The 25836-nt window shown below is 74.8% G+C and carries 4 protein-coding genes; all 4 read right to left on the reverse strand.

What is annotated here, in order from left to right; translation table 11 throughout:
* Window positions 1-43 precede the first annotated feature (43 nt).
* The 4 genes from AB0E88_RS00825 to AB0E88_RS00840 are packed head-to-tail and all read right to left on the reverse strand — an operon-like array spanning window position 44 to window position 25834.
* Window positions 44-1288, reverse strand: a complete 1245-nt coding sequence (locus AB0E88_RS00825) for a hydroxymethylglutaryl-CoA synthase (protein ID WP_361621527.1) — start codon at window positions 1286-1288, stop codon at window positions 44-46.
* Complete coding sequence (locus AB0E88_RS00830) at window positions 1285-1545, reverse strand: acyl carrier protein (RefSeq protein WP_361621530.1); 261 nt, start codon at window positions 1543-1545, stop codon at window positions 1285-1287. Before AB0E88_RS00830 ends, AB0E88_RS00825 begins: the two co-directional genes overlap by 4 nt.
* A complete protein-coding gene (locus AB0E88_RS00835; protein WP_361621533.1) occupies window positions 1542-2501 on the reverse strand; it encodes an LnmK family bifunctional acyltransferase/decarboxylase in 960 nt (319 codons plus the stop codon). The genes AB0E88_RS00830 and AB0E88_RS00835 overlap by 4 nt, the downstream gene beginning before the upstream one ends.
* A complete protein-coding gene (locus AB0E88_RS00840) occupies window positions 2498-25834 on the reverse strand; it encodes an SDR family NAD(P)-dependent oxidoreductase (protein WP_361621536.1) in 23337 nt (7778 codons plus the stop codon). The genes AB0E88_RS00835 and AB0E88_RS00840 overlap by 4 nt, the downstream gene beginning before the upstream one ends.
* Window positions 25835-25836: the final 2 nt, after the last annotated feature.

Consider the following 25836-nt stretch of genomic DNA (forward strand, 5'->3'; position numbering starts at 1 on the left):
TGCGGGTCGCTGCCGTGCCGGCCGTCGGCGGCCGGGACACCGGTCAGCGCCACGCGTACTGCCGGTGGTAGTCCTTGACGCCGGTGAAGGTGAGGATCTGCGGGCGGTCGCCCACCCGGGCGAGCAGGTCCTCCCAGGGGGCCGGGTCCACGGTCCGGTTCTCCACCGGCACCAGACACTCCAGGTTGTGCTCGAGGACCGACAGGTACTCCTCGAAGGTGAGGCGGACCCGCGCCTCGAGATGCTTGCCGATGCCGAGCTCGGCGACGGCCGCGGCCGACCGCTCGTCGACGACGCCGCTGAAGAACTCCGACGAGCAGCCGGAGCCGTACGAGAACAGCCCCACCCGGCGCGGCGAGGTGACCACGCCCGAGTCCAGCAGGCTGGCCAGCGCCAGGTACACCGACCCCGAGCACAGATTGCCCACCGCGCCCGGATAGATCAGCGACGGCGCGACGCGGCGCGCGAAGTCCTCGTCGATCAGGGCGCCGGCCACGCCCTGTTCGCGCATCATCTTGCGGTGCCCGGCCCGCACCAGGCCCGCGAACGGGGTGTGCATGACGAGATGGTCGAAGTCACGCGTGAAGTCGACGCCGGACACCCGGGAGGTGTAGTCGGCGTACGCGTTCTTCAGGCAGTCGAGGTAGGCGAACAGCGAGCGGTCGACGTCCGCGATGTCGAAGCGCGGCGAGGGCCGGGCCGAGTCCAGCGTCTCGTAGCTGTAGTTGCCGAACGCGCCGAGGTCGACGGTCATCACCCGGGGCCTGTCGCTCAGCAGCATCGCCGCCGCGCCGTGTCCGGCAGCGGGCTCGGAGTACTCGGCCTTCTCGTCGACGACCGCCACGTCCGTTGCGATGACCAGCGCCTTCGCCCCGGGCGAGACCCCGGAGGCGAGATAGCCCAGGGCCGTCTGCACCGCCGCGGTCGCGCCGAAGCAGGCCTGCTTGACCTCGATGAGCCGGCAGTGCCGGTTCAGGCCCAGGTACTTGTGGACGTACGACGTCAGGGACTTGCTGTAGTCGACCCCCGACTCCGTGGACGTCACCACCAGTTCGATCCGGTCGCGCTCCTCCTGCGGCAGGGCCTCGACGAGGGGCCGGGCCGCGTTCACGGCGTTGGTGACGGGGTCCTCGATCGGCAGGCCGATGGAACGCTCCGACATCATCAGGTTGTCGAGCCGGTCCATGTCGAGTCCGCGGCCCGCGAAGAGGTCGGCGGCGGTCAGCCGGGCCAGACCGCACCACACGTTCAGCGCCTCGATGCCGTAGGCCGCCGTGTCCGCGCTCATCGCTGCGCTCCGCTCAGGAAGTCGATGAGGCTGTCGATGTCGGGCAGGTCGCTGAACGCGGACATCGGGGCGTCCACTCCGGTGCGGTCCATCAGCGCGGCGATGATCTCCACCCGGTCCACCGAGTCCGCGCCCAGGTCCTTCAGATGCCGGTGGCCGCCGATGAGGGCGGGGTCCACTCCGGGCAGGATCTCGGTGACGACCTCGCGGACGAGACGGGCCGTCTCCTGCCGGATGTCCGTCGGTGCCTGGGTCATGCTGCTTCCTCCGAATCGTGCGCGTCGTGCAGGACGTGCAGGGTGCTGACGGCGATGACGCGGCCGCTGTCGCGGTCGCGGATGACGACGTCGACGAGTTCCTCGCCGGGGGCTGTGGTGCTGACGCGGGTCCGGGCGCCGAGGACCAGGACCGAGTCGAGGTCGGCGTTGCCGAGGTAACACATCTGCTGGTCGACGACCGTGCGGCGCAGGAAGGACCGGTCGGAGCGGCCCTGCCCGCGCCACAGCGCCAGGGCGGCCTTGTCGACCATGGAGAAGTACGAGGCGAAGTAGAGCAGTCCCACGCCGTTGACGTCGCGGATGATGTCCACCGGGTGCTCGACCTCGACCGTGTCGGGCAGCGCGCGGAAAGCGGGGTCGGCCGGGTCGCGGAACGTGTGCTTCTCGCGAGCCGCCTTGTACACCGCGCGCGGCGAGTGGGCGGCGGGCAGCCGGGGCAGCCGGTCGTTGCGGAAGCCCGGCGGTGAGGACTTCACCAGCCCCTCGTTGCTGCCCGGCGCGGAACGGGTCACCCAGCGGTTGAAGTTCTCCACGTACAGCGACCCCTCACGCGGCCGCTCGTAGAACTCGCCCAGGTCCAGCGGGCGTTCGGCGTCAGGAGCGCCGGCGCGGTCGATCCGGTGCAGGGTGAGGACCGACTCGGTGCCGTGGTCGTAGCAGCCCGAGGTCACCGTGAGACGGTCGCCGAAGGTGAGGGCGCCCGGGTGCAGCGAGCGCCCGCCGCGCACCCGGAAGTAGTAGAAGGCCAGATAGGTGGGGTTGCCGGAGGCGTCGCGCGCCGAGAACACGTCCGTGTCGCACAGAGCGCTGACGGTCTCCCAGGTCCAGTCGCCGAGCTGGCCGACGAACAGGGACCCGGGGCCGCACATGCCGGGCCGTACCGTGACCGTCCGGGTGATCTCGGGTCCGACGCCGAGGGGCGAGGTGAGGGTCATGCCGGGAACTCCTCGAGGAAGGCGGACAGAACGGTGTTGAACTCCTCGGCGCTCGACAGGCTCGGGAAGTGGCCGGCGTCGGCCACCTCGTGGTAGCGGGCGTCGGGGATGGCTCCGTGCAGCAGGTGGGCGGTCTTCTGCGGGATGACCGTGTCGTGACGGCCCTGGACGATCAGCGTCGGGACCGCGATGTCGCCGAGCCTGCCCAGCAGATCGGGTGCCGCGGCGAACACGTCCAGATAGCGCAGGCCGGTCTGCGGGTCCATGGACTCGCAGCGCAGCAGCAGCCGCTCGTAGCCGTCGCGTTCACGGTCCAGCCGCTGCGAACCGCTGTGCGCCTGGACCCGGTCGAAGTCCTCACCGGCCACCAGCGCCAGCCGGTTGACCTCACCGGCCCGGTTGCCGAGCTTGTACGAGCTGCCGATCAGGGTCAGCGAGGTGGTGGACTGCGGGTGGCGCAGCGCGAACGTCTGGGCGGTGATGCCGCCGAAGGACGCGCCCGCCACATGCACCGGGCCGTCGACGCCGAGCCGGCGCAGCACCCGCAGGTTCAGGTCGGCGATGCCCTCGTAGGTGAGGTCCTCGCAGGCGGTGGTGGCGCCGACGCCGGGGTGGTGCACCACGATCACCCGGTAGCGGTCACCGAGCGCCGCGAACTGCGGCCCGAACAGTCCGGCACCGATGTTGAACGGCAGCATCATCAGCAGCACGGGCCCCTCACCGGTGGTGAAGACCTCCACGTCGCCGCCGCCCTCGCCCTGGGGCATCCGCAGCACCAGCCGTTCCACCTGCGGGTGGTGCTCGCGCAGCACGGCCCAGTTGTCGTTCTCGGCGGTGTGGCCCTCGGCCATCGCCTCCCGGATGTCGTCGGGCACCTGGTCCACCGGGTGGTACGACGCCAGGGCGGCGGGCCCGTCACCGGGGGCGCGCAGCAGCTCGGGGATCGCCCCGGGTGCGGCGAACAGCGAGGTGAGCCGCGCGGTGATCTCGTCGGCCTCCTGGCGGCCGAGTCCGACGGGCAGCGCCAGACGCACCAGCGCCGAGGTGCCGGAACCACCGTCCAGGTGGGCGGCGGCGCGGATGCCGGTGTGCAGGTACAGCCAGGCCAGGAACGCGGGCACCGGGTGCTCGTGGCCCCGCAGCGCGGACACGCGGGCGGTGTCGAGCAGCACGCAGTGCGTGCTCGCGCCGTCGACGACGGGGGCGCCGGCCGCGGCCAGGGCCTGCCGCAACGCGGCCACCTGCCGCACCCGTTCACCGGTCGCCGCCGCCGCCCAGGCCAGGTCGCTCAGGGCGGTGGCCGCCAGGGCGCGGGTGGCGCGGCCGGTCTCGGGGCCGCGCAGAGCCAGACGCTCGCGCAGATGGTGGGCGACGGCCGGGTCGTCGGTGGCGACGACGCCACCGCCGTCCACGCCGAAGTTCTTCGAGAGGCTGATGGTGACGCTGTCGGCGAGGGAGAGCATCTCGCGCGCCACGTCCAGCGCGTCGCGTCCCCGCTGGCCGCTCTCGTGCGCGGCGATCAGCGCCGCGTTGTCCAGGACCCGGGTGGCGTCCAGCACGAGCGGCACGCCGTGGGCGTCGGCGACGCGGCGGATGCCGCCGAGGTTGTCCAGGCTGAGCGCCGCCCCTCCCTGGGCGTTGTTGGCGACCTCCACGCAGAGGAACGCGAGCTGCCCCGCGTGCTCGGTGAGCAGGCCGTCCAGGTGGTCCAGGTCCAGGTCGCCGCGGAAGACGCCGTCGTCCGCGCCGGCCGCCCGCCGGGCCTGAACGGGCGTGAACCCGTGGTCGAGGTGGCTGAAGTACCAGGTGGGGAAGAGGGAGTTGTGCACCACGACGCCCTGGCGGGGCCAGGCCCGGCACAGCGCGGCCTCGGCGGCCCGTCCCGAGCCGGTGGCGAGCACACAGGAGAACGGCAGCAGGTCCAGGTCCTCGAGGGTGTGGCCCACGGACAGGCCGGCGGTCCGGGCGTGCAGCTCGGCCGTCCGGGCTCGCACGAACGGGTGGTCCAGCTCTGCCCAGGAGTCGGTGATCAGGTCGAACTCGACCGCTGCGGAGGGCAGGTGGAGCGGGTTCCAGCCGTTCGCGGACAGCTGCCGCTCACGATCCCGGGCGCCGGCCCCGACGGGCGGGGCGGCCGGGGACGCCGGGGATGCCGGGGCGGTCGGGGACGCCGGGGTGGCCGTGGTCGTCAGGGGCGGCCGGGATGCCGGGGCGCCAAGGGCCGGCTGGGGGGCCGGGGCGGCGGAAGAAGGCAGCGGAGCCGGGGCCGGTGACGGTGCCGCCTGGGCGGCCGCGGCCGGTGACGGTTGTGCCGGGGCGGCCGCGGCCGGGGCCGGTTGTGCCGGTGCCGCCGGGACGTCGCGGGGCGCGCGGTCGCCGGCCACCTCCGGATTGGCGATCATCAGGATCAGACGCGAGACGTCGGTACGCTCCGCGTCCGCGGGCTGGCACAGATACAGCGGCAGGTTCGTCGTACGGAACTTGTTCTTGAACCGCAGATTGCCGTCACCCGTGAAGATGCCGCGCGAGCGCAGATCGGTGAGCGCCGCCTCGGCCTCCGGCGCGGCGTTGGGCGACTCGCAGACCTTGGCACCGAAGCTGCCGCCGAAACTGAAGACGGTGCACCCCTCCGCCGCCGTCTGCTCGATGATCTTCACCACGGTGTAGTCGAGGCTCCCCAGCGGGGCGTCCTCCGGATAGAACTCGAGGTCGAGCAGGTACCCCTCCTCGGAGGGGATCTTGGTGACGATGACCGCGCTGACCATCCGCTCGTCCAGATAGGTCAGGAACATCCGGTGACGCTCGGCGAGAATGCCGCGCGATATCTCGTCCCGGACCGTGGACACATACGGGTTCACCATCTCCTTGGCCGCGGCCCACCGGTCGATCAGGGTGGTGATCTCCTGGTCGGTCCGGTGGTCGGAGCCGACGGTGTACTCCGTGGTCCGGCACGCGCCCGCCTTCTCGAACTTGCGGACCATGTAGCGCAGCCGCTGCATCGGGCCGCCCTCCAGGCTGAAGTCCGCGATGCCCTCCAGGCGTTGCAGCGCCCCGAAGGGCGTCGCCGTGAACCGGACCCCGTCCACCTCCTCCAGGCGGATCAGCGAGACGATGTTCGGGGCCAGACCGTGCTCCTGGCCGTAGCGGACGAACTCCGCGGCCAGGGCGGGCATGTCGTCGCTCGGGCCGACGTAGCTCCAGGTGAGCATCGCGTCGTCACGGACCGAGAAGTTGAAGTACGAGGTGCGCGCGGCGCCCAGGAAGATCAGCGGGGCGATGTCGCGGCCCGGCAGACCCCCTTCGCGGCCGTGGGCGGCCTCAAGGTCCGCCACCGTCGCGGCGATCTCCGGCTGCTGCGGGAGCGCCGTCTTCTCCACGACCAGTGCGCCGTCCGACGACGGCTCCCGCACGGTCACGGGCCGCCGGCCGGGACGCTCCTGCGGCGCGGCGGTCAGACGGCGGGCCGCCTGCGGGCCGTGCGTCTCGGCGAGATGGGCGGCGAGCGCGCCGACCGTGGGGTGGTCGAAGAGCAGGGTCTTGCGCAGCGCGCCGAAGCCGCGCTCCAGCGCCGCGATCACCCGCAGCATGTCGAAGGAGCTGAAGCCGTTGTCGGTGAAGGTCAGCGCGGGGTCGACGGTGCGGCCGAGCTCCCCCTCGACGAGAGCGACGAGGACGTCCTCCAGCCGCCCGGGGGATTCCTGCGCCGTCCCGGCGGGGTCGGGCTCGTCGGCCGCGGGCTCCGGGGCGTCCGGAGCGGGGGCGCCCACCAGGGGGGAGACGAACTCGGTGAGCTTGCTGACCGTGTCGTAGTTGTAGAGTTCGGCGGCCTTCAGCTCCAGACCGAACGTCTCGTTCAGGGTGCGGACGAGATCCATGCGGTAGATGGAGTCGAGCCCCAGCTCGCCGAAGGGGGCGTCGTCCTCGATGTCCTCGGGCGGCATCCCCAGGATCTGGGACAGCTCACCGCGCAGCAGAGCGATGACGGCGGCGTCGGACGCGCCGGCCGGCGGGGCCGCTTCGTCGGCCGGGACCGGGGCAGGCGAGGCCGCCGGTGCCGAAGGGGGCGTCGCCCGCACCGGAGCGGGCGGCGGGGGAACGGACGCCGCGATGGTCCCGGCGGCCGTGCCCGGCCGGACGCTGACCGGCGCCATCAGCCGGATCCTCGGTCCGCCACGGGTGGGACGCGGCTCGCTGCGGGCTGTCATGAAGGCCTCCTTGTCGGAGCCGGAAGGGGAAGCGGAACGGCCCGGCCGGCCGGCCGCGGGGGTCGCGGGAGCGGCCGGAGCGGCCGGTGGGCGCACGGCCGAGGCCGGGCGCAAGGTCGCGGCCGACGCGCCGACGCCCGCCTCGGCCGCGGCGCCGGTCGCGCCGCGCGGGGTTGCGCCGCGTACGGCCGGTCCGGCCCCGGCGGACGACCGGTCCCGCACGACGCGGGCGCCGGCATCGGCGGCCGGGACGGTCGGGGCGGTCGGGACGGCTGGGGCCGTCGCGGCGGTCGCCGCAGGGCGGGCGGTGTCCGGCGCGGCAGCCGGCCGGGCGGGCGCGGTGGGGGCGGTGGTCGCGGTGGACACGGCGGTCACGGGGGTGCCGGTGGGCCTGGCGGTCCCGGGGGTCGCGGGGGACCCGGCGTTCACGGCGGACGCAGGTCCGGTGGTCGCGGTGGGCCCGGCGGTCGCGGCGGTGGTGGTCTCCTCGCGGACGTCCGGGGCGCGGAACCAGTGGCGGGTACGGGCGAAGGGGGCCGTGGGCAGCGGGACGCGGCCCGGGACCGACGGCCACCGGTGGTGCCAGGGAACCTCGGCTCCCTCGCACCAGGCCTTGCGCAGCAGCGCGGGATCCTCGTCACCGCGCAGGGCCGGGGCGTCGCGCCGGGCGGTTCCGGTCTCCGCGCCCTCGGGCACCGCCCCGGCGGCGTACCGCTCGAGCGCCCGGATCAGTTCCTCGCGGTCGCGGACCTCGACCGCGAAGCGGTGCCGGTGCGCCGTACGCCCCGTCTGCAGCGTGTACGCCACCCGCGCGAGGTCGGCCTCCGGCGTACGCGCCAGGTGCTCGGCCAGACGGCCCGCGTAGGCGCGCAGATCGTCCGGATCACCCGCTGACAGCGGCACGGTGTGCGCCGTGAACTCCTGCACCGCGGGCGCGGTCCGCGCCGGGTACGCCTCCAGCACCACGTGTGCGTTGGAACCGCCGAAGCCGAAGGAGCTGATCCCTGCCCGCAGCACCGGCCGGCCGTCCGAGGTGAGCGCGGGCTCCCACGGCCGGCTGCGGTCGTTGACACGGAAGGGCGTGCCGTCCAGCCGCAGATACGGGTTGAGCTGCCGCAGGTGCAGGCTCGCCGGCAGCACACGGTGACGCATCGCCTGCACCACCTTGATCACACCGGCGATGCCGGCGGCCGTCTCGAGGTGCCCGATGTTCGTCTTCACCGCGCCGATGGCGATCCGGCCGGTGTCCGGCACGGGCTCGCCACGCTCCTTGTGCAGAGCGGTGAACGCCTTCTTCAGACCCTCGATCTCGACCGGGTCGCCGAGCCGGGTGCCGGTGCCGTGCGCCTCGACACAGGTGATGGTGTCCGGTGCGATGCCGGCGTCACGCACGGCCGCCGCCACCACCCGGGCCTGGGACTCGGGGTTGGGCGCGGTGAGCGAGTTGCTGCGGCCACCGTGGTTGACGGCGCTGCCCCGTACCACCGCGTAGATGTGGTCCCCGTCCGCCTCGGCCCGGGCCAGCGGCTTCAGCAGCACCGCGCCGACGCCCTCGCCGCGCACATACCCGTCCGCGCCGGCGTCGAAGGTCTTGCAGCGGCCGTCCGGGCTCAGCATGCCCGACTGGCGGAACGACTCGAGCAGTCCCGGGGTGAGGATGACGTTGACGCCACCGGCGACGGCCATGTCGCACTCGCCGTCCCGCAGGGCGCGCACGGCCCGGTGGATGGCGACCAGCGAGCTGGAGCAGGCGGTGTCGACGGCCTCGCTGGGGCCGTGCAGGTCCAGCAGGTAGGACACCCGGTTGGCCAGGACGGAGTGGGCGATCCCGGTGGCGGTGTGCGCCTGCACCGGTACGCCGCTCTGCTTGAGCAACTCGTCGTAGTCATGGGTGGCGACACCGACGAACAGGCCGCACGACGTGCCCGCGAGGTCGGCCGGGCGGTAGCCGGCGTCCTCGAAGACCCGCCACGACGTCTGCAGGAACAGCCGCTGCTGCGGGTCCATCAGGGCGGCCTCGTTGGGGGCAATGCCGAACAGCCGGGCGTCGAAGGTGTCGACGGAGTCGAGGAAACCGCCGCGCAGGTCCCGGGTGGCCGGATTGGCCCGGATCGCGGTGCGGTCCTCGGGCACCGGTCGTATCAGGTCGTCGCCCGCCGCCAGGTGCTCCCAGAAGGCGTCGGCGTCCTGCGAGCCGGGGAACGTCCCGGCGATGCCGACGACGGCGATCTCCATCCGTCCGGCCCCCTCGGCCGTACCGGCCGCCACCGGCACGGTCCGCGTCACGGCCGCGCCGGTCACCTCGCCACCGGTCACATCTTCGGGTACAGCGGATACGGCGGGTACGGCCCCGGTGTCCGCCGCGTGCATCGCGGGCACGGGGCCCACGGCACGGGGCTCGGTCACGGGAGCCGGCGCCTGCGCGTCGGTCACCGGGTCCGGTGTCTGCGCGTCGGTCACCGGATCCGGTGCCTGCGCCTCGGTTCCGGGGGCCGCCGCGGCCGCGCCCTCCGCCGCCTCCGGGGCGTCGCTGTCCGCGGCGGCGGGGACGGAGTCCTGCCGGGGCGCGTAGTGCCGGGCCAGTTCGCCCGCGTGGTGCTCGGTCAGGTACCCGGCGAAGGAGACCAGGTCCGGGCACTCGAAGAGCACGGTGGGCAGCAGGTCGAGGCCGAAGCGCTCGTTGACCTTGTTCACCAGCTCGGTGAGCGTGATCGAGTCGAAGCCCAACTCGAGCAGCTCGGCCGTGACATCGACCTCGGAGGGGTCCACCAAGAGGAACCCGGAGGCCAGCTCACGGCTCTCCCGCTCCACCAGCTCCCGCAGCACCGCCCCGTCCAGGGCGGCCTGTTCCCCGCTCGGTGCGGTGTCCTGGACCGGGCCGGCCGGGGCCGCCGCCGCTCGCCGCCGTACCGGTGACTCCACGACGCACAGCGCGGGCACGTCGGCGGCCAGCGCCCGGACGAACGCCTCGAGACCCGCCCGGGTGCTCAGCGGCACCATGTCGAAGGCGCGGGCGAACAGCTCCCGGGTGGCGTCGTCCACGGTCATGCCGCCGTCGGCCCACAGCGGCCAGCCGATGGACAGGCTGCGCCCCGAGCGCAGCCCGGCCGCGCGCAGACGGTCGCGGCGGGCGGCGAAGGCGTTGAGGAACGCGTTGGCGTAGGCGTAGTCGGCCTGGCCCGGGTTGCCCGACTCACCGGACATCGAGGAGAACACGACGAAGAAGTCCAGCGGCTGGTCCGCCGTCGCCTCGTCCAGGTGCACGGTGCCCCGCACCTTCGGCGCGAGCACCTCCTGCACCTCCCGCGCCGTCTTCTTCACGGCACGGGCGTCCCGGGTGACGCCCGCGGAGTGCAGTACGCCGCGCAGCGGTCCGAACTCCGCGCCGACGGACGCCACCAGATCCGCCAGGGACCGGGCATCGGTGAGGTCGGCGCACCGGTGCACCACCCGCACTCCGTCACCGTCGAGCTCCTCGATGCGGCGGGCGGCCTCCTCGCCCGGCCGGGAACGGCTGACCAGCACGATCGTGCTGCCCTCCGTGGACCGCTCGGCGAGATACGTGGCGAAGTGCAGGCCGAGCGCGCCGGCTCCGCCGGTGATCAGGTACGTGCCGCCCGCGCGGGGCGCGAAGTCGCACAGCCCGGCGGCCGGCGGCTCGAACGGCTCCAGGTTCTTCTCCGTGCGGACGCCGGCGTCGTCGTAGGCGACCTCGGCGGCACCCGGCCGTACGGCGCGCAGCTCCGCGAGGACCGCGTCCGCCGCGGTGCCGTCGGCCGCGAGCTGCACCCGCACACCGCCGAACGTGCTGTGCTCCAGGGCCAGGGTGCGCAGCGTGGCGCCGACGGCGGTGTGCACCGGCTCCGCTCCCCGCGCCCCCGCGCGGTGGGCGAAGACCACCCGCAGCGCCGGGCGTCCGGGCCGCCCGAGGACCGCCACGGCGGACCACAGGACGAACGGCAGCACGGGGGTGTCGTCCCCGAGGGGCAGACCGGGCGCGTCGGCGAGGTGGACGACGGCGTCCGGCAGCAGCCCGCGCCCGGCGAGGTCCTCCATCAGCCGTGCGTGTTCGGCCGGGTCGCCGCCGGGCACGGTGTACACGGGACGGGGGCCGGTGTCGTCGCGGGCGAAGGCAGGTCCGTCGGTCGCGCACACCACCGTGCTGCCGGCGGCCGTCAGCCGCCCGGCGAGCGCCTCGCGTTCCGCGGTGTCCGCCGCGCACAGCAGCACGGTGGAGGGCAGCGGGCCCTGCTCCGGCAGTGGCGCGGTGCTCCACACGGGGGCCAGGTAGCGGGTCACGGTCGCGGGGGCGTCACCGCCGCGGCGCGGGGCGATCTCCAGGCCGTCGACGGCTTGCAGGACCCGCCCGGCACCGTCGGCGAGCCGGATGTCGAACCGGCGCCGCCCGTCCGGCGCGTCCGCGGCCGTGACCTCGCGGATGTGGGCCCAGCAGTCCGCGGGCAGCGCCCCGTGGGCGCGGATCTCGTGGATGCCGACGGGCAGATACGACTCCTCCGCCGCGCACAGGCTGGAGACGGCCTGCAGAGCGCCGTCCAGCAGCGCCGGGTGGAGGGCGTACGCGGGGCCGTTGCGGCGCATCAGCCGGCTCAGACTCAGCCGGGCCAGGCTCTCCCCGGCGCCCGTCCACAGGTCCGCGACGGTGCGCAGCGGACGGCCGTACTCCAGGCCCGCGCCCGCGAACGCGTCGTAGAAGGCGCAGGGGTCGGGACGGTCCGTCAGGCGCTCCCGCAGCGCGGCCAGGTCGAGGCCGGTGTCCTCGGCACAGGGGCCCTCGACGAGGGTGCCCCGGGCCACGGTGGTGCCGGTCGGGCCTCCCGCGGTGATCCGGAACGCGGTGCCGGTGGCGCTCGCGGTGTACCCGAGCGTCACCTGTTCGATGCCCGCGTCCAGGTTGACGGGGGCCGGCCAGCGTACGGAGCCGAGCCGGAAGGGGAAGGCCGGGCCCGCGTCGCCCTGTGCGGCCGGACAGGACTCCCGCGCCAGCTCCAGCAGGGCCACTCCGGGCACCCAGCGGGCACCGGAGATCCTGTGGTGCGCGGCGAGCGCGATCGCCGGGTGGCCGGTCCGGCGTTCGACCGTGACATCGGCCGCCACGGCAGGCTCGTCGTCGACGACGGCGGCGACGTACTCCGCACCCCCCGGCTCGGCCGCGACGGCCGCGACGGGCGCAACAGCCGGGACGGCCGGGAGGGGTGCGACGGCCCCGGCGGCAGCGGACCGCGAGACGGAGCGCGCCGAGCCGGTGCCGGCCGGGGAGAAGGGCTGGAGGGCGACGTCGGTGCCGGCCGTGGAGGCGGCTTCGGCTGCGGGCTCGGAAGCTGTTGCGGAAGCGGCCCCTGCGCCCTCCCCCTGGCCCTGGCCCTGGTGTCCGGCGTCGGCCGGCCGCGCGCCGGTGAAGTCCGCGACACCGGCCTCGGCGTCCTCGGCAGGCAGCGCACGGGCCGCCGCGTCCCCGGCCACCGGGCCCGAGGGCGCCAAATGGTGGGGGTCGGAGGTGATCCAGTGGCGGCTGCGGTGGAAGGGGTACGTCGGGAAGGCGACCTTGCGCACGGGACCCGCGGTGTCGGCCGCACGCCAGTCGACGCGGCCGCCGAGCGTCCAGTGCTCCGCCGGCTGTGCCCAGCTGCGCTCCGCCAGGGCGGCGGCCAGCGCCTCGGCGCCGAGACCGCTTCCGGAGCCGTCCTTGCGGGCCGTGGCCGTCACCACACCCTCACCCGGCTCACCGGATGCGGCGAACCGGCGCAGCCGCTCGGCGAGTTCGGCATGGGTCGATGCCGTCACCGCCAGCCGTTCGGGCAGTTCCCGCCGGCCCACCCGGCTGGTGTGCGCCAGGTCGGCGAGCAGGACCCGCGAGCCCGCGGGGGAGGCGACGAAATCGGCGACGCGCCCGGCGTAGCGGCCCAGCGTCTCGCGATCGAGCGCCGAGAGCAGGAACAGCTCCGGCTCCGCGGCGGCCCGGCGCGGGTCGGGGTCCCCCGGCTCCGCCCCGGTGTATTCCTCGAGCACCATGTGTACGTTCGCTCCTCCCGCTCCGAACGAGCTGATTCCGGCCCGCCGCGGCCAGGCGCGCTCCACACCGTCCACAAGCGCCACCGGACGCTCCCAGGGCGCGGCGGCACGCTGCGGCCGGAACGGCGAGCCCGCGAAGTCGATCTTCGGGTTGGGCTTGTCCAGGTGGATGGTGGGCGCCAGGGTGCGGTGCTTGAGCTGCAACAGCACCTTGGTGATGGCGGCGATCCCGGCCGCGCCCTCCAGATGGCCGATGTTCGACTTCACCGAACCGACGGCGCAGTAGCCGTCGTCGGTGGCCCCCTCGGCACGGAACGCCTTGGTCAGACCGCCCAGTTCGATGGGGTCGCCGAGCGCGGTGCCGGTGCCGTGGGTCTCCACGTAGGACACCGTCCGCGGGTGCACTCCCGAGCGGCGCAGCGTCTGCCGCACCAGCCGGGCCTGGGCGTTGGGGTTGGGCACGGTGTAACCGCTGACCTTGCCGCCCGCGTTGCTGAAGGCGCCCTTGATCACGCCCCACACGGTGTCGCCGTCGGCCTCGGCCTGGGCGAGCGGCTTGAGCAGGACGGCGCCCGCGCCCTCCCCGGGCACGAACCCGTCGGCGCCCTCGTCGAAGACCCGGCAGGCGTCCGCGGCCGACAGCATGTTGCGCGCGCACAGGGCCGCGAAGTGGGCGGGGTGCAGGATCAGGTTCGTCCCGCCCGCGATCGCCATCCGGCACTCACCGCGCCGCAGGCTCTCGCACGCCAGCTGGATGGCGCTGAGCGCGGAGGAACAGGCGGAGTCGACGGCGAGGCTCGGGCCTTGCAGGTCGAAGGTGTAGGAGACCCGGTTGGCCAGCGACCAGTACGCGGAGTGGCCGGTGGCGTAACGACCCTCGGGCCAGTCGGTGGCGGCGGCGAGGAGGCCGTACTCGCCGTACATCAGCCCGGCGAAGACGCCGGTCTGCGCCTCGTGCGTGTACGTGCCGAGGTAGCCGGCCGTCTCCAGCAGCTCCCAGCAGGTCTCCAGGAACAGCCGCTCCTGCGGGTCGATGTCGGCCGCGTCACGCGGCAGGATGCCGAAGAGCGGGGCGTCGAACATCTCGATGCCGTCGATGAAACCGCCCCAGCGGCTGTAACTGCGGTGCTTGCGGCTCTTGTCCGCGTCGAAGTTGCGTCGCCAGTCCCAGCGTTCGGCGGGGATCTCACTGATGCAGCTGCGGCCCTCGGAGAGGTTGCGCCAGAAGGCCTCCAGGTCGGGGGAGCCGGGGTAGCGGCCCACGACACCGATGACGGCGATGTCCAGCGGCCCGGCCGGGTCCTCCACGGCCGCGGCCCTGACCGCCGGCTGCGGCGCGGCCCCGGCCGCCACCGCCGCGGCGGCCCCGTCCACGGGCGGCGCCGTACCGCTGCCCGCCCCGGCCGGCTCCCCGGACGAGAACTGGCCCGAGTCAGCCGGCCCGCCGGACGCAACCTGGGCCGCCTCGGCCGCTGCGACCGACGAAGTCCGCTCCGGTGCGGCCGACGAGTCCCGGTCCGCTGCGGCCGACGAATCCCGCTCCGGTGCGCCCGGTGAAGCCTGGGCCGGTACTGCGTCCGGCGAAGCCTCGGCCGCCACCGGGGTCGTGGCCCCGGCCGTCCCGGACGGCCCGCCCGACGCAGCCGGGGCCGCCTCGGCCGCCACCGAGGCGGTGGCCCCGGACGGGGCCGCCTGGCCCGCCCGCGGCGCGTTCGCCGTCTGCGGTGCTGCGCCCGCCACGGTCGCGAGCCGCGCACCGTGCTCGGCGATCAGGTACTCCGCCAGGCTGTCGATGCACGTGTGCTCGAAGAGCAGGGTCTGCGGCAGATCGCCCAGGTCACGCTCGAGGCGGTCGACGATGTTGAGGCTGACGAGCGAGTCGACGCCGAAGGTCTCGAAGGTGGCGGCCGGGTTCAGGTCCTCGGCCCGGTACTTGAGCACCTCGGCGAACACCCCGGTCACATACGACCGCACGGACGCCGGCGTCACCTCGTCACCGGCCTGCCGCGGCCCTGGGGCCACCCCGTCCTCCACCGGCCGCTCCGCCACGACCAGGGACTGCTCCAGCTCGTCGGCGGGCGTGCCGGGCAGGCCGCGGGTGCGCACCGGGCGCAGTCCGGCCGCCTCGGCCACCTGACGCCACTGCACCGGGGCGAGCAGCGGCGAGTGCGGCAGGCGCCGCTCCGCGTCCTCGTACATCCACCAGCCGGTCGTCAGGCCGAAGGTGAGGGTGAGGAACTCCGAGAAGCGTGTGATCTCGTTGACGAGCACCACACCGCCGGGCCGCAGCAGCGTGCGGATGTTGCGCAGGGTCCGCTCGATGTCCGGCGTCGCGTGCAGCACGTGGGTGCCGAGCACCACGTCGTAGGTGCCGGGCTCGAAGCCCTGCTCCACCGGGTCCTTGGAGATGTCCAGGGTCTGGAAGGCGAGCTGCGGGAAGGAGGGGCCGAACTCCCGCTCGCCGTGGCGCAGGAACGCGGGGGAGATGTCGGTGTAGCAGTAGTGGGCCTCGGCGTCCGAGGCGGCCAGCGAGGGCAGCACGGTACGGGAGCTGGCTCCCGTGCCCGCACCGATCTCCAGGACCCGCACCGGCCGGCCCGCTTCCGCGCGCACCCGGCGGGCCGCGTCGGCCACTTCGCCGGCCAGGAGCCGGTTGTAGTGGTCGGCGATGGGCTGCCCCTTGTAGATGGGCTCCACCAGGGCCACCGAGCCCTTCGGGAACAGCACGTCCATCGGGTTGCGGCGGCCCGCCAGCACGTCTCCGAGCGCCCCGAGGGTGCGCTCCAGCAGCGTGACGTGGCCGCTCATCTCCGGGTAGCGGGCGGCGACCCGGGCGCCGTCCACCGGCTCCACCGCAGGCGCCCCGGTGAACGTGACCGTGTGCGCGTCACCCGTCACCGCGCCGCAGGAGCGCAGCACGCTGAGCGCCGCGTCGAACAGGCGGCGGTGACGGTCGACCACGCCGAGCCGGGCGGCGAGGTCGTCGGCCGTGACGCTCTCGCCCGGTCGCGGTACGCCGTCCAGTCGGGGGAAGGTGCGGCACAGCAGATCCCGGCTGAACGCCTCGACCTGCGCGAACGCCTCCCGGGCCCGGGCGAACACCTCACTGTCGTCCCCGGACGGGGCGTCATCGGAGGCCGACGCCGTGCCGGGCGCCGCGACCGCCGTCGCCGTGTCCTCCTCGCGTCCCCCGCTGGCGGAGAGCACCCGGGCGAGCCGCTCGCCGTGCTCCTGCTGGAGGTAGGCGGCGACCTGGCCGATCGTCATGTGCTCGAACAGCAGGGTCTGCGGCAGATCGCCCAGGTCCTGCTCGAAACGGTCGACGATGTTGAGGGACACCAGCGAGTCCACGCCGAACGTCTCGAACGTCGCCTCCGGGTCGAGCGACGCCGTCTCGTACTTCAGGACCTCCGCGTACACGCCGGCGACGTAGTCGCGCACGGCCCGTTCCGGCAGAGTGCCCGCGCCGGCCGCCGGTGTCGGCGCCGGTGCCGCGGCCGTGACACCCGCGTCGTCCGCGCCCTGCGCGGCGGACCGCGCGGCCGGCGCCACGGGCGGGGTCACGGGCGCGGTCACCGCGGCGTCCTGCCCGGCGACCCGGATGCCCATCGCGGGCAGAGCCGCGGGGTCCGCCTTCATCGCCAGGGTCTGCGGCACCCGGCCTCCGATGACGCGCCGCAGTACCGCCATGCCCTCGGCGGGCTCCACGGAGCCCACGCCCAGGCGGGCGAAGGCAGCCCGCATCCGGTCGTTGGCGACGGCGCCGACACTGCCCCAGAAGCCCCAGTTCACCACCGACACCGGATAGTCGTGCCGCCGGTCGAGCCACTGGACGTAGGCGTCCTCGAAGGTGCTCGCGGCCGCGTAGTTGGCCTGGCCGCCGGCCTCCACGAAGGACACCGCGGAGGAGAAGACCAGCAGGAAGTCCAGCGGTTCGGCGCCGAAGACCCGGGCGAAGGCGGTGACTCCGGCCACCTTGGGCGCGAGCCCGGCGACGAAGTCCTCCTCGTCCATCAGGGCGATGGTGCGGTCCCGCAGATCGAGCGCCGCGTGCACGGCGCCGTCGACCCGCCCGAACCGGGCGTGCACGGTCTCGAGCCCCCGGCGCAGCGCCGCCTCGTCGGCGACGTCCGCCCGCACGTACAGCGCCTCGCCGCCCAGCGCGGCGATCTCCTGCGCCTTGGCCCGGTGCTCCGGTCCCTCGGGGCTGCGGCCGATCCACACCAGTCGGGCCCGGGCGATCCGCGCGAGCAGGCGGCTCAGGGCGAAGCCGATGCCTCCGGCCCCGCCGGCGATCACGTACACACCGCCCTCGCGGAAGGGCTCCATGCCCTCGGGCGCGGGCAGCCGCAGCGGCTCGAAGACGCGCTCCAGGCGTTCCCCGCCGCGCAGCAGCACCAGGGGTTCGGTACCGGGCTCGGCGACGATCCGCTCGGCGGTGCGCGCCGCGTCGGTGGTGGCGTCCGTCACGCCGACGTCCACACAGGCCACGCTCCAGCGCGGGCACTCCGACTCGATCGCCCGGGCCAGGCCGAGCACTCCGGCGGCGTGCGGCCGGACCGGCTCCTCGGCACCCGCCGGGACGGCGCCCGCCAGGACGATGCGCAAGGTGATCCGGTCCCGGCCCCGGCCCGCCGCGAGCAGCCCCTTGACCAGGCGGAACAGCTCCAGCGCGGTGCCGTCGGCCTCGGCGGGCCCCTCCGCGTCCCCGGTGCGGGCCAGGAAGTAGACGGTGTCCAGCGGCTGTTCGAGGAAGGCGTGGGTCTCGGCCGCGCCGGCCCCGGCCTCCGGCAACGCCACCGTGCCGGCGCCCGTACGGGCCGCCAGTGCGGCCGCCAGGGCCGTGGAGTCGGCGGTGTGCACGACCACCGTCCGGCCGCCCGCGGGCGTCCCGGCGGCGTCCGGCCGGAGGGCGGGGCGCCACACCGGCCGGTACATCATGGCGTCGGCCGGCGTGTGCTGCGCGCGCAGGGCCAGACCCTCGTACCGCACGCACACCCGTCCTGACCGGTCGGCCAGACGCACCGTGTAGCGGTGGCCTCCCGTGCGCACCACATGGGCGAAGGCGGGGACGGCGGCGGTGTCGAAGACCTCCACGGTCTCGACGGAGAAGGGCACCAGGGTGGCGTCGTTGCCCGCCTCCAGCGCGGCGATGGTCTGCTGGGCCCCGTCGAGCAGCGCCGGGTGCAGGGCGAACGCGCCGGCGTCCGCAGGTGCGCGCAGGGTGCCGAGCACCTCGTCGTCGTTGAAGGCGATCTTCTGCAGGACCCTGAAGGACGGGCCGTAGGCGATCCCGCCGCTGCGGAAGTCGTCGTAGAACCGGGTGGCGGGGACCTCGCGGGTGCAACGGGCGGCCACGGCCGCGACGTCGAGCGTCTCGGGAGCCGCCCCTCGCGTGGCGCCGTCGGATGCCGCCGTGAGCGAACCACGGGAGCAGACCGGCCCGTCGGCGCCCGCGCAGAGCGCGAAACGGTACCCGTCGCCGTCACCGGTGAGGGTGAGCCGCAAATCCCCGGCGGCCTCGGCGTCGATCAGCCGCAGCCACTGCACGCCGTGCAGGCGCACGGTGCCGCCCAGACCCGACCGCCGCGCGGCGGACACCGCCAGGTCCAGCCCGGCGGCACCCGGCAGCACGGGCCGCTCCCCGATGCGGTGTTCGTCCAGCACCCAGTGCGTGGCCGGCACGGTCACCCGGAAGCGGACGCCGTCCGGGTCACCCGGCGTTCCGGAGGAGGTGCCGAGCAGCGGGTGCGCACCGCCGTCACCCGGGGCCGGCACGGGCCGCTCAGCCGCCTGCCGGGCGGACGCCGGCCGCTGCGCGGGTCCGTCGGACGCGTCGGTCTCCGGGAGCGTGACCCAGTGCCGGTCCCCGGCGAAGGGATACGTCGGCAGCGGCACCCGGCGCGGGCGGGCCCCGTACGGCAGAGCCTGCCAGTCGATGTCCTGGCCCTCGGTGTAGGCGGCCGCGAGCCGCTCCAGGGCGCCGACGCGCTCGGAGGCCGCCGCCGACCCGGCCCGGCCGGCCAGTTCCGCGCGCGTCCGCTCGTCCAGCTCACCGGCCGACGTTCCCCGTCCGGTACGGAAGCAGCCCGGAGCGGGCGTTCCCGACGCGAGCTGGCGCAGTTTGCGGCGCAGTTCGGGCACGTCCCGGGCGACCACGGCCGCACGCACCGGCAGATGGGTCCGGCCCACGCCGAGGGTGAAGGCCAGGTCGGCCGCGTCCGCACCGTCCAGATCGGCGTCGGCGAGCCGCCGCAGGGCGCGGTCGAGGGCCGCGTCGTCGCGCGCGGACACGGCGAACAGCCGCTCACGGGCGGGCTCCAGGGGCCGTGCCGCGGGCTCGGGCGCCTCGGCCACCACGGCGTGGGCGTTGGTGCCGCTGAAGCCGAAGCTGCTGACCGTCGCGATCCGCTCCCCGCCCGCGCCGGGCTCCCACGGCCGGCGCTCGCGCACCACGAAGAAGGGGCTGGTGTCGAGTTCGGTGCGCGGGTTGGGGGTGTCGAAGGCCGGGGCGGGCGGCAGCTCCCGGTGGCGCAGCGCGAGCAGCGTCTTGATCAGTCCCGCGATGCCCGCGGCCATCGTGGTGTGGCCGATGTTGGCCTTCACGGTGCCGATGCCGCAGTAGCCGACCCGGTCGGTGGCGCGGCGGAACACCTCGGTCAGCGCCCGTACCTCGATCGGGTCGCCGAGCGCCGTGCCGGTGCCGTGGGCCTCGACGTAGCCGATGTCGTCGGCCCGCACCCCGGCCCTGCGGTGCACGTCCGCGATCAGTGCCGCCTGCGAGGCGGCGCTGGGCGCGGTGATGCCGTTGGTGCGGCCGTCGCCGTTCACTCCGGTCGCCTTGATGACGCCGTGGATGTGGTCGCCGTCGGCCAGGGCCTGGTCCAGGCGCTTGAGCACCACGGCGCCCACGCCCTCGCCGAGCACGGTGCCGTCCGCCGAGGCGTCGAACGGGAGGCACTTCCCGCGCGGCGAGAGCATCCCGACCTTGCTGGCCCGTACGTGCAGTTGCTCCGTCACCATGAGGGCCACACCGCCCGCGAGCGCCATCGCGCATTCGCCGCGCCGGATGGCCTCGACCGCCAGGTGCACCGCCACCAGCGAGGACGAACAGGCCGTGTCGACGGCCATGGTCGGGCCGTCCAGGTTCAGGAAGTAGCCGATGCGGGCGGGCAGCAGGGAACTGGTGGTGCCGAGGAAGGCGTGCCCGGTGTCGGCCAGGCCCGCCCGGCCGAGCAGCGTCGCGTAGTCGCCGGGAGCGCAGCCGACGAACACGCCGCAGGAGGTGCGCTCGTCCGAGCCCACCGCGTACCCGGCGTGCTCCAGGGCGGACCAGGCCTGTTCCAGGAACAGCCGCTGCTGGGGGTCCATCACCTCGGCCTCGAGCGGCGAGTGGTTGAAGAACGCCGCGTCGAACCGGTCCACCTCGGGCAGCATGGCCGCCCACTTGCTGTACGTCCGGCCCGGCACCAGGCGGTCGGCGTCGAAGACCGCGCCGACGTCGAAGCGCCCCGGGGGCACCTCGGTGAAGCTGTCCCGTCCGGCCGCGATGTTCTCCCAGAAGGTGTCCAGGTCCTCGGCGCCGGGGAAGCGGCCCGCCATGCCGATGACGGCGATGTCACCGCAGACCTCCGACGCGGACGCGTCCTTGCCCTCGGCCGGCGCCGGGGCGACGGCGGACACCGGCGCCCCGGCCGAGCCGGCCCCGCCCTCGGGCCCGGTCCCGTCCGTGCCGGTCCCGTCCGTGCCGGCCCCGTCCGTGCCGGCGGTGGTCGTGCCGGCCGGGTCCGTGGCGGACAGGTCCGTGCCGGCCGTGTCCGCGCCGGTCCGTGTGTCCGGCGCGTCGTCGCCCGCCGTCAGTGCCGGGCTGTGCCGCCACAGGTCCACGACGTGGTCCGCGAGCCGGGCCACCGTGGGGTGGTCGAACAGCGCCACGGGGTCGATCTGCACGGCGAAGCGCGCACCGACGTGCTCGACGATCTCCACGGCGCCCACGGAGTCCAGGCCCATCTCGTGGAACGACAGCCGGTGGTCGATCTCGTCCCGCTCCAGGTACAGCCGCGCCCGCACCGCGTCCTCCACGGCCCGCAGCGCCTCTCCCCGATCCAGTTCGGGCCGCCCGCCGCCCACGGGCGAGACGGCCAGGGGCAGCCGGTCCCGGGACGCGGCGTCCCGGACGGCGTCCTCAGTGACGGCCTGCGCGACCGCCGGCGTGACGGCCGTGGTGCGGGCCGCCGCCGCTTCCGCTTCCGCTGCCGCCTCCGCCGACGGCGCAGGCATCGCGGCGCGCTCCTCCTCGCCGCCCTCCTGGGCCGCGCGCCAGCCACCGATCCAGTACGACCGCTCCTCGAGCGGATGCGCCGGCAGCGGCACCCGGCGCGGCCGTATCCCCTCGGCGCGGCACTCGTCCCACGTCACCTCGGCGCCCTGCGCCCAGGCACGGGCGATTTCCGGCAGCCGGCCGAGACGGAACAGTTCCGCCGCCCCCTCCAGCCGCACCGGCTCGCCGTCACCGGCGCGGCCGGTGAAGACGCCTTCGCCGTCCTCCTCGCCCTCGAGGAAGGCGGCCAGCTTGCTTCGCAGGTCCTCCGGTTCGCCGGAGACGACGGCGAGGCGGACGGCCTGCTGGTCGCGCCCCACGCGCAGGGTGTGTGCGATGTCCACGAGCGGTACCGCGTCGGGCCGCGCCGCGGCCGCCACCGCCTCGGCCAGCTCGGCGACGGACGCCTGCCCGGACAGCGGCACCCCGGCGGGCAGGCGCCCCGTCAGACGGCGCTCCAGCTCGGCCAGAGCCAGCCGGTCCACTCCGAGATCGGCCAGGCTCTCGTGCACGTCCAGCGCATCGGCGGGCACCTCCAGCACGGCGGCCACCTCACCGGCGAGCAGCGCCGTCGCCTCGGAGACCGAGCCCCGGGCACGGCCGAGCTCCTCCAGGTGCCGCAGCTGACGCCGTACCACCTCACGCAGCAGGGGCTCGGTGCGGGCGGAGAACACGAACAGCTGCGGCCCCGCACCCGGCGTGGCCGGCGGCGCGGCAGGCGCGCTCTCCAGAACGACATGGGCGTTGGAGCCGCCCGCGCCGAACGCGCTCACCCCGGCCCGCAGCGTCGTGCCGCCCTGCGGCGGGGCCCACGGCGACCGGGTGCGCTGCACGAAGAAGGGGGAGGAGGCGAAGTCGATGTGCGGGTTGGGGCGTTCGCTGTGCAGCGACGGCACCAGCTCGCGATGCCGCATCTGCAGCAGCACCTTGGTGACGGCGGCGATCCCGGCCGCGCTCTCCAGGTGCCCGATCCCCGACTTCACGGAACCGACGGCGCAGCTTCCCGGAGCCAGGTGCGCGGGGGCGAACGCCTGCCGCAGCCCCTCGATCTCGATCGGGTCGCCGAGCGCGGTGCCGGTACCGTGCGCCTCGATGTAGCCGACGCTGTCCGCGGTGATCCCGGAGCGCTCGAGCGCCTCGGCGATCAGCGCGGCCTGGGCGGCGGGGCTCGGCACGGTGAAACCGCTGGTACGGCCCGAGTGGTTGAGGAACGAGCCCTTGATCACCGCGTGGACGTGGTCGCCGTCGGCGAGCGCCGCCGCGAGCGGCTTGAGCAGGACCGCGCCCACGCCCTCACCCGGCACATAGCCGTCGCCGTCCGCGCCGAACGCGCGGCAGCGGCCGTCCGTCGACAGGAACCGGCCCTGGGCGAGCTGAAGGTACTTCTGCGGGTGCGCCGCCACGTTCACGCCGCCGGCGACGGCGAGCGCGCACTCGCCGCGCCGGATGCTCTCCACGGCCAGGTGCAGCGCCGTCAGCGACGACGAGCAGGCGGTGTCCACGGCCATGCTGGGCCCGGACAGGTTCAGGCAGTACGACAGCCGGTTGGCCACCGAGCAGTGCAGGGCGGTCGGCGCGACCGGGTCCGCACTGCCGTCGGTACACAACTGGTAGTGGTTCCACATGACCCCGGCGAAGACCCCCACCCGGGTGCGGGCCAGCTCCTCGGGCCGGTAACCGGCGTTCTCGACGGCCTGCCGGCCCACGGTGAGGAACAGCCGCTCCTGCGGGTCCATCAGCTCGGCCTCGCGCCGCGAGATCCCGAAGGCGGCCGCGTCGAACCGGTCGACGCCGTCCAGGAAGCCGCCCCAACGCCCGTACGTGCGGCCTTCCTTGCCGCGCTCGGGGTCGAAGAGGGCGGCGTGGTCCCAGCGGTCGGAGGGGACCTCGGTGACGCAGTCGCGGCCCTCGGCGAGGTTGCGCCAGAAGGCGTCCAGGTCCTTCGCCTGCGGGTAGCGTCCGGCGACACCGATGATCGCGATGTCGTCGCCCACCGGGCCCTCGCCGGGGGCGGCGGCGGACGCCGTGACGCCGGTGGCCGTCCGCGGCGCGGGCAGCAGGGCGGCGACGCGCTCCTGGTCGCCGTAGGTGACGACGGCCCGCGGTGACGTCCCGGACAGCAGCCCGAACAGCGTGTCCAGGCCCGGTCCGGCGGGCAGCGGGTGCAGCCCGGTGTCCGCAGCGGAACGGCGCAGCACCTCGTCCGTGACCCGCATCCCGCCCTCGGCCCACAGCGGCCAGCCGACGGCGACACTGACGCCGCGCCGGTCGGGGCGGGCGGCGCGCTGCTCGGCGAAGTGCTCCATGAACGCGTTGCCGTAGGCGTAGTCGGCCTGGCCGGGGTTGGCCACGGACGCCGACACGGACGAGAACAGCGCGAAGAACGCCAGGTCGTCGTCGGCGGTGGCCTCGTCCAGGTGGAGCGTGCCCGCCACCTTCGCGGCCAGCACGGCGGCCGAGCGCTGCGGGTCCTTGCGGAAGAACAGGCCGTCGTCGACGGTCCCGGCGCAGTGGAAGACCCCGTCGAGACGGCCGTACGTCTCGCGGGCACGGGCCACCGCGGCCGACACGTCGTCGGGGTGGGCCACGTCGCCGCGCACGAAGGTGACCTCGGCGCCGCGCCGCCGCCAGGCGTCGATGCGGCCCGTCAGCTCGGGTCCCGGAGCGCTGCGGCCGGTCAGCACCAGCCGCACCGGGCCTGCCGCCACCAGGCGGTCGACGAGCAGCGCGGCCAGGCCGCCACCCCCGCCGGTGACGAGGTACACGCCGTTCTCGCGGAGTACCGGGGCGCCCGCGGGCACCGGCAGCGGCTCGTGCCGCACCACCAGACGGGTGCCGCCGCTGTGGCGCACCTCGCTCTCCGTGGACAGGTCCGCGCTCTCGGCGGCGAGGACGGCGGCCAGTTCACGCACCGTCGAGGCCGCGTCGTACCCGACGGCGCGGCAGCGCAGCAGCGGTGCCTCCGCGCTGACGGTGCGGGCGAGCGCGCCCAGCGCGTCCTCCTGCGGACGGGGCGCCTGCGGGTCGCGCGGGTGCACGAAGAGGACGGCGACCGGCCGGGTCGGCCGGGTCCGGGTGACGGCCACGGCCAGCGCCCAGCTCTCCCGGTAGGCGTCCGGCAGCGCGCCCCGTTCGTCGCCCGCGCCGCGGACGCGGGCGCAGCGGACGTACGCGGTGGGGGTGGTGCCCTCCTCGGCCAGCGCCGCGTTCAGCAGGTCGAGCTGGTCGGGGTCGGCCGGGTCGAGCCGGTAGTGGTCGGCGGCCAGCCGCTCGAACGCCGAGGCCCGCTCCGCGCGCACCACCCGGGCCGGTGCCGCGGCCTCGCGCAGGGCCGCCGCGGTCGCCGGGTCCGAGCCGACCAGGACCACCGTCCGCGGCCCGTCGTCTCCGGCGGAGGCGGGCAGCGGCGACCACACGGGCCGGTGACAGCCCAGGGACAGGGCGGCGGGGGCGGCCGTGTCGTCGGCGGCCGCCTCGACGCGCGCGGCGGCCTGCTCCCCGATCTGCTCCCCGGCCGGCTCCGCCGGTGCCTGCGCGGCGGGGGTGCGCAGCTGCGCGCCGTACTCGGCGTACAGGTGCGCGGCCAGGGAGTCGATGTCGGAGAACTCGAACAGCAGCGTCGGGTACAGCGGCGCGCAGACGTACTCCTCCAGGCTGCGGCTGATGGACAGCATGTGCCCGGAGTCGAGGCCGAGGTCGTAGAAGCCGGCGTCGGTACGGATCTCGTGCGGCGCCTTGCCGAGGATCGAACCGACCAGGCCGCGCAGATGCGTGCGCACGCCCTCCGGCCCGCTGTCCGCCGGAACGTTTGCGGGAACGTCGGCGAGAACCGGGGCGCCGGCGTCGGCGGGGGCGGGCACCGCCACGGCGGGCGGCACCGGGCCGGGCGCGGCCGGGTGCGCCCGGTCCGGGTCGTCGAGCAGCCGGGTGATCAGCTCGGGGTTGCGGATGCGCTTGCAGGTCAGCTTGGTGAAGCCGGCCAGGAAGCGGCCGTCGCCGTCGTACAGCGCGCAGTCGTTGTACATCACGTCCCCGGACGGGGCGTACGTCTCGGGGCGCGGCATGTGGGCGTAGGTGGTGCCGGTCAGCGGACGCGGGGCGCGGAAGGACTCGATGTACACCGGTATGAACGGGTCCTGGTCCGGCGGCGGCAGCTGGGTGAACGCGGCGATGGTGGTGCAGTCCATCTTCGCCGGGTGCAGGTGGAACCGCTCGTCGAGGGCGGCCGACGCCTCGTCCAGGCCCAGTTCGGCGAGGAGTTCGCCGTCACCGTGGAAGAGGCGGCCGAAACAGCGCATGGCGGAGCCGTGCACGATCTCCTCGGCGCGGGCCCGCGCGTACATCTCGTCCAGGTCGCTCACCCGGCGCGCGGTGGCGCGCAGCCGGCCGACGTCCAGCGGCTCGGGCTCGGGCAGGTCGTGCAGGACCAGCTCCGCGCGGAAGTTCTCCCGGTGGGCGCCGACGGGCACACCGGCCTCGCGGCGGCGGCTCTCGGCGGTGATCCAGCGGCTGCCGTCGGTGGGCTCCGACACCGTCAGGCGGATGTCGCAGTCGCGGCCCGGGGCGGTCACGACCGGCTCGTGGAACAGCACGTTGCGCAGTTCCGCGCGCGCCGTGTCGAAGCCGCGTTCGCGCAGGACGCGGAAGACGATGTCCAGGAACGTCACGCCCGGCATGACGGACACGCCGTGCACCCGGTGGTTCTGCATGACGAAGTCGTTGTGCTCCAGGACCACATGGCACACCAGCTCGGGTCCCGGCTTCGCTGCGGAGGGCACGT

The organism is Streptomyces sp. NPDC028635, assembly GCF_040637635.1.
In the GTDB taxonomy this organism is placed as follows: Bacteria; Actinomycetota; Actinomycetes; order Streptomycetales; family Streptomycetaceae; genus Streptomyces.

Excerpts from the sequence above, each read along its gene's own strand:
- AB0E88_RS00835 (WP_361621533.1), bottom strand. The coding sequence starts at position 2,501 with ATGACCCTCACCTCGCCCCTCGGCGTCGGACCCGAGATCACCCGGACG.
- AB0E88_RS00830 (WP_361621530.1), bottom strand. The coding sequence starts at position 1,545 with ATGACCCAGGCACCGACGGACATCCGGCAGGAGACGGCCCGTCTCGTC.
- AB0E88_RS00825 (WP_361621527.1), bottom strand. The coding sequence starts at position 1,288 with ATGAGCGCGGACACGGCGGCCTACGGCATCGAGGCGCTGAACGTGTGG.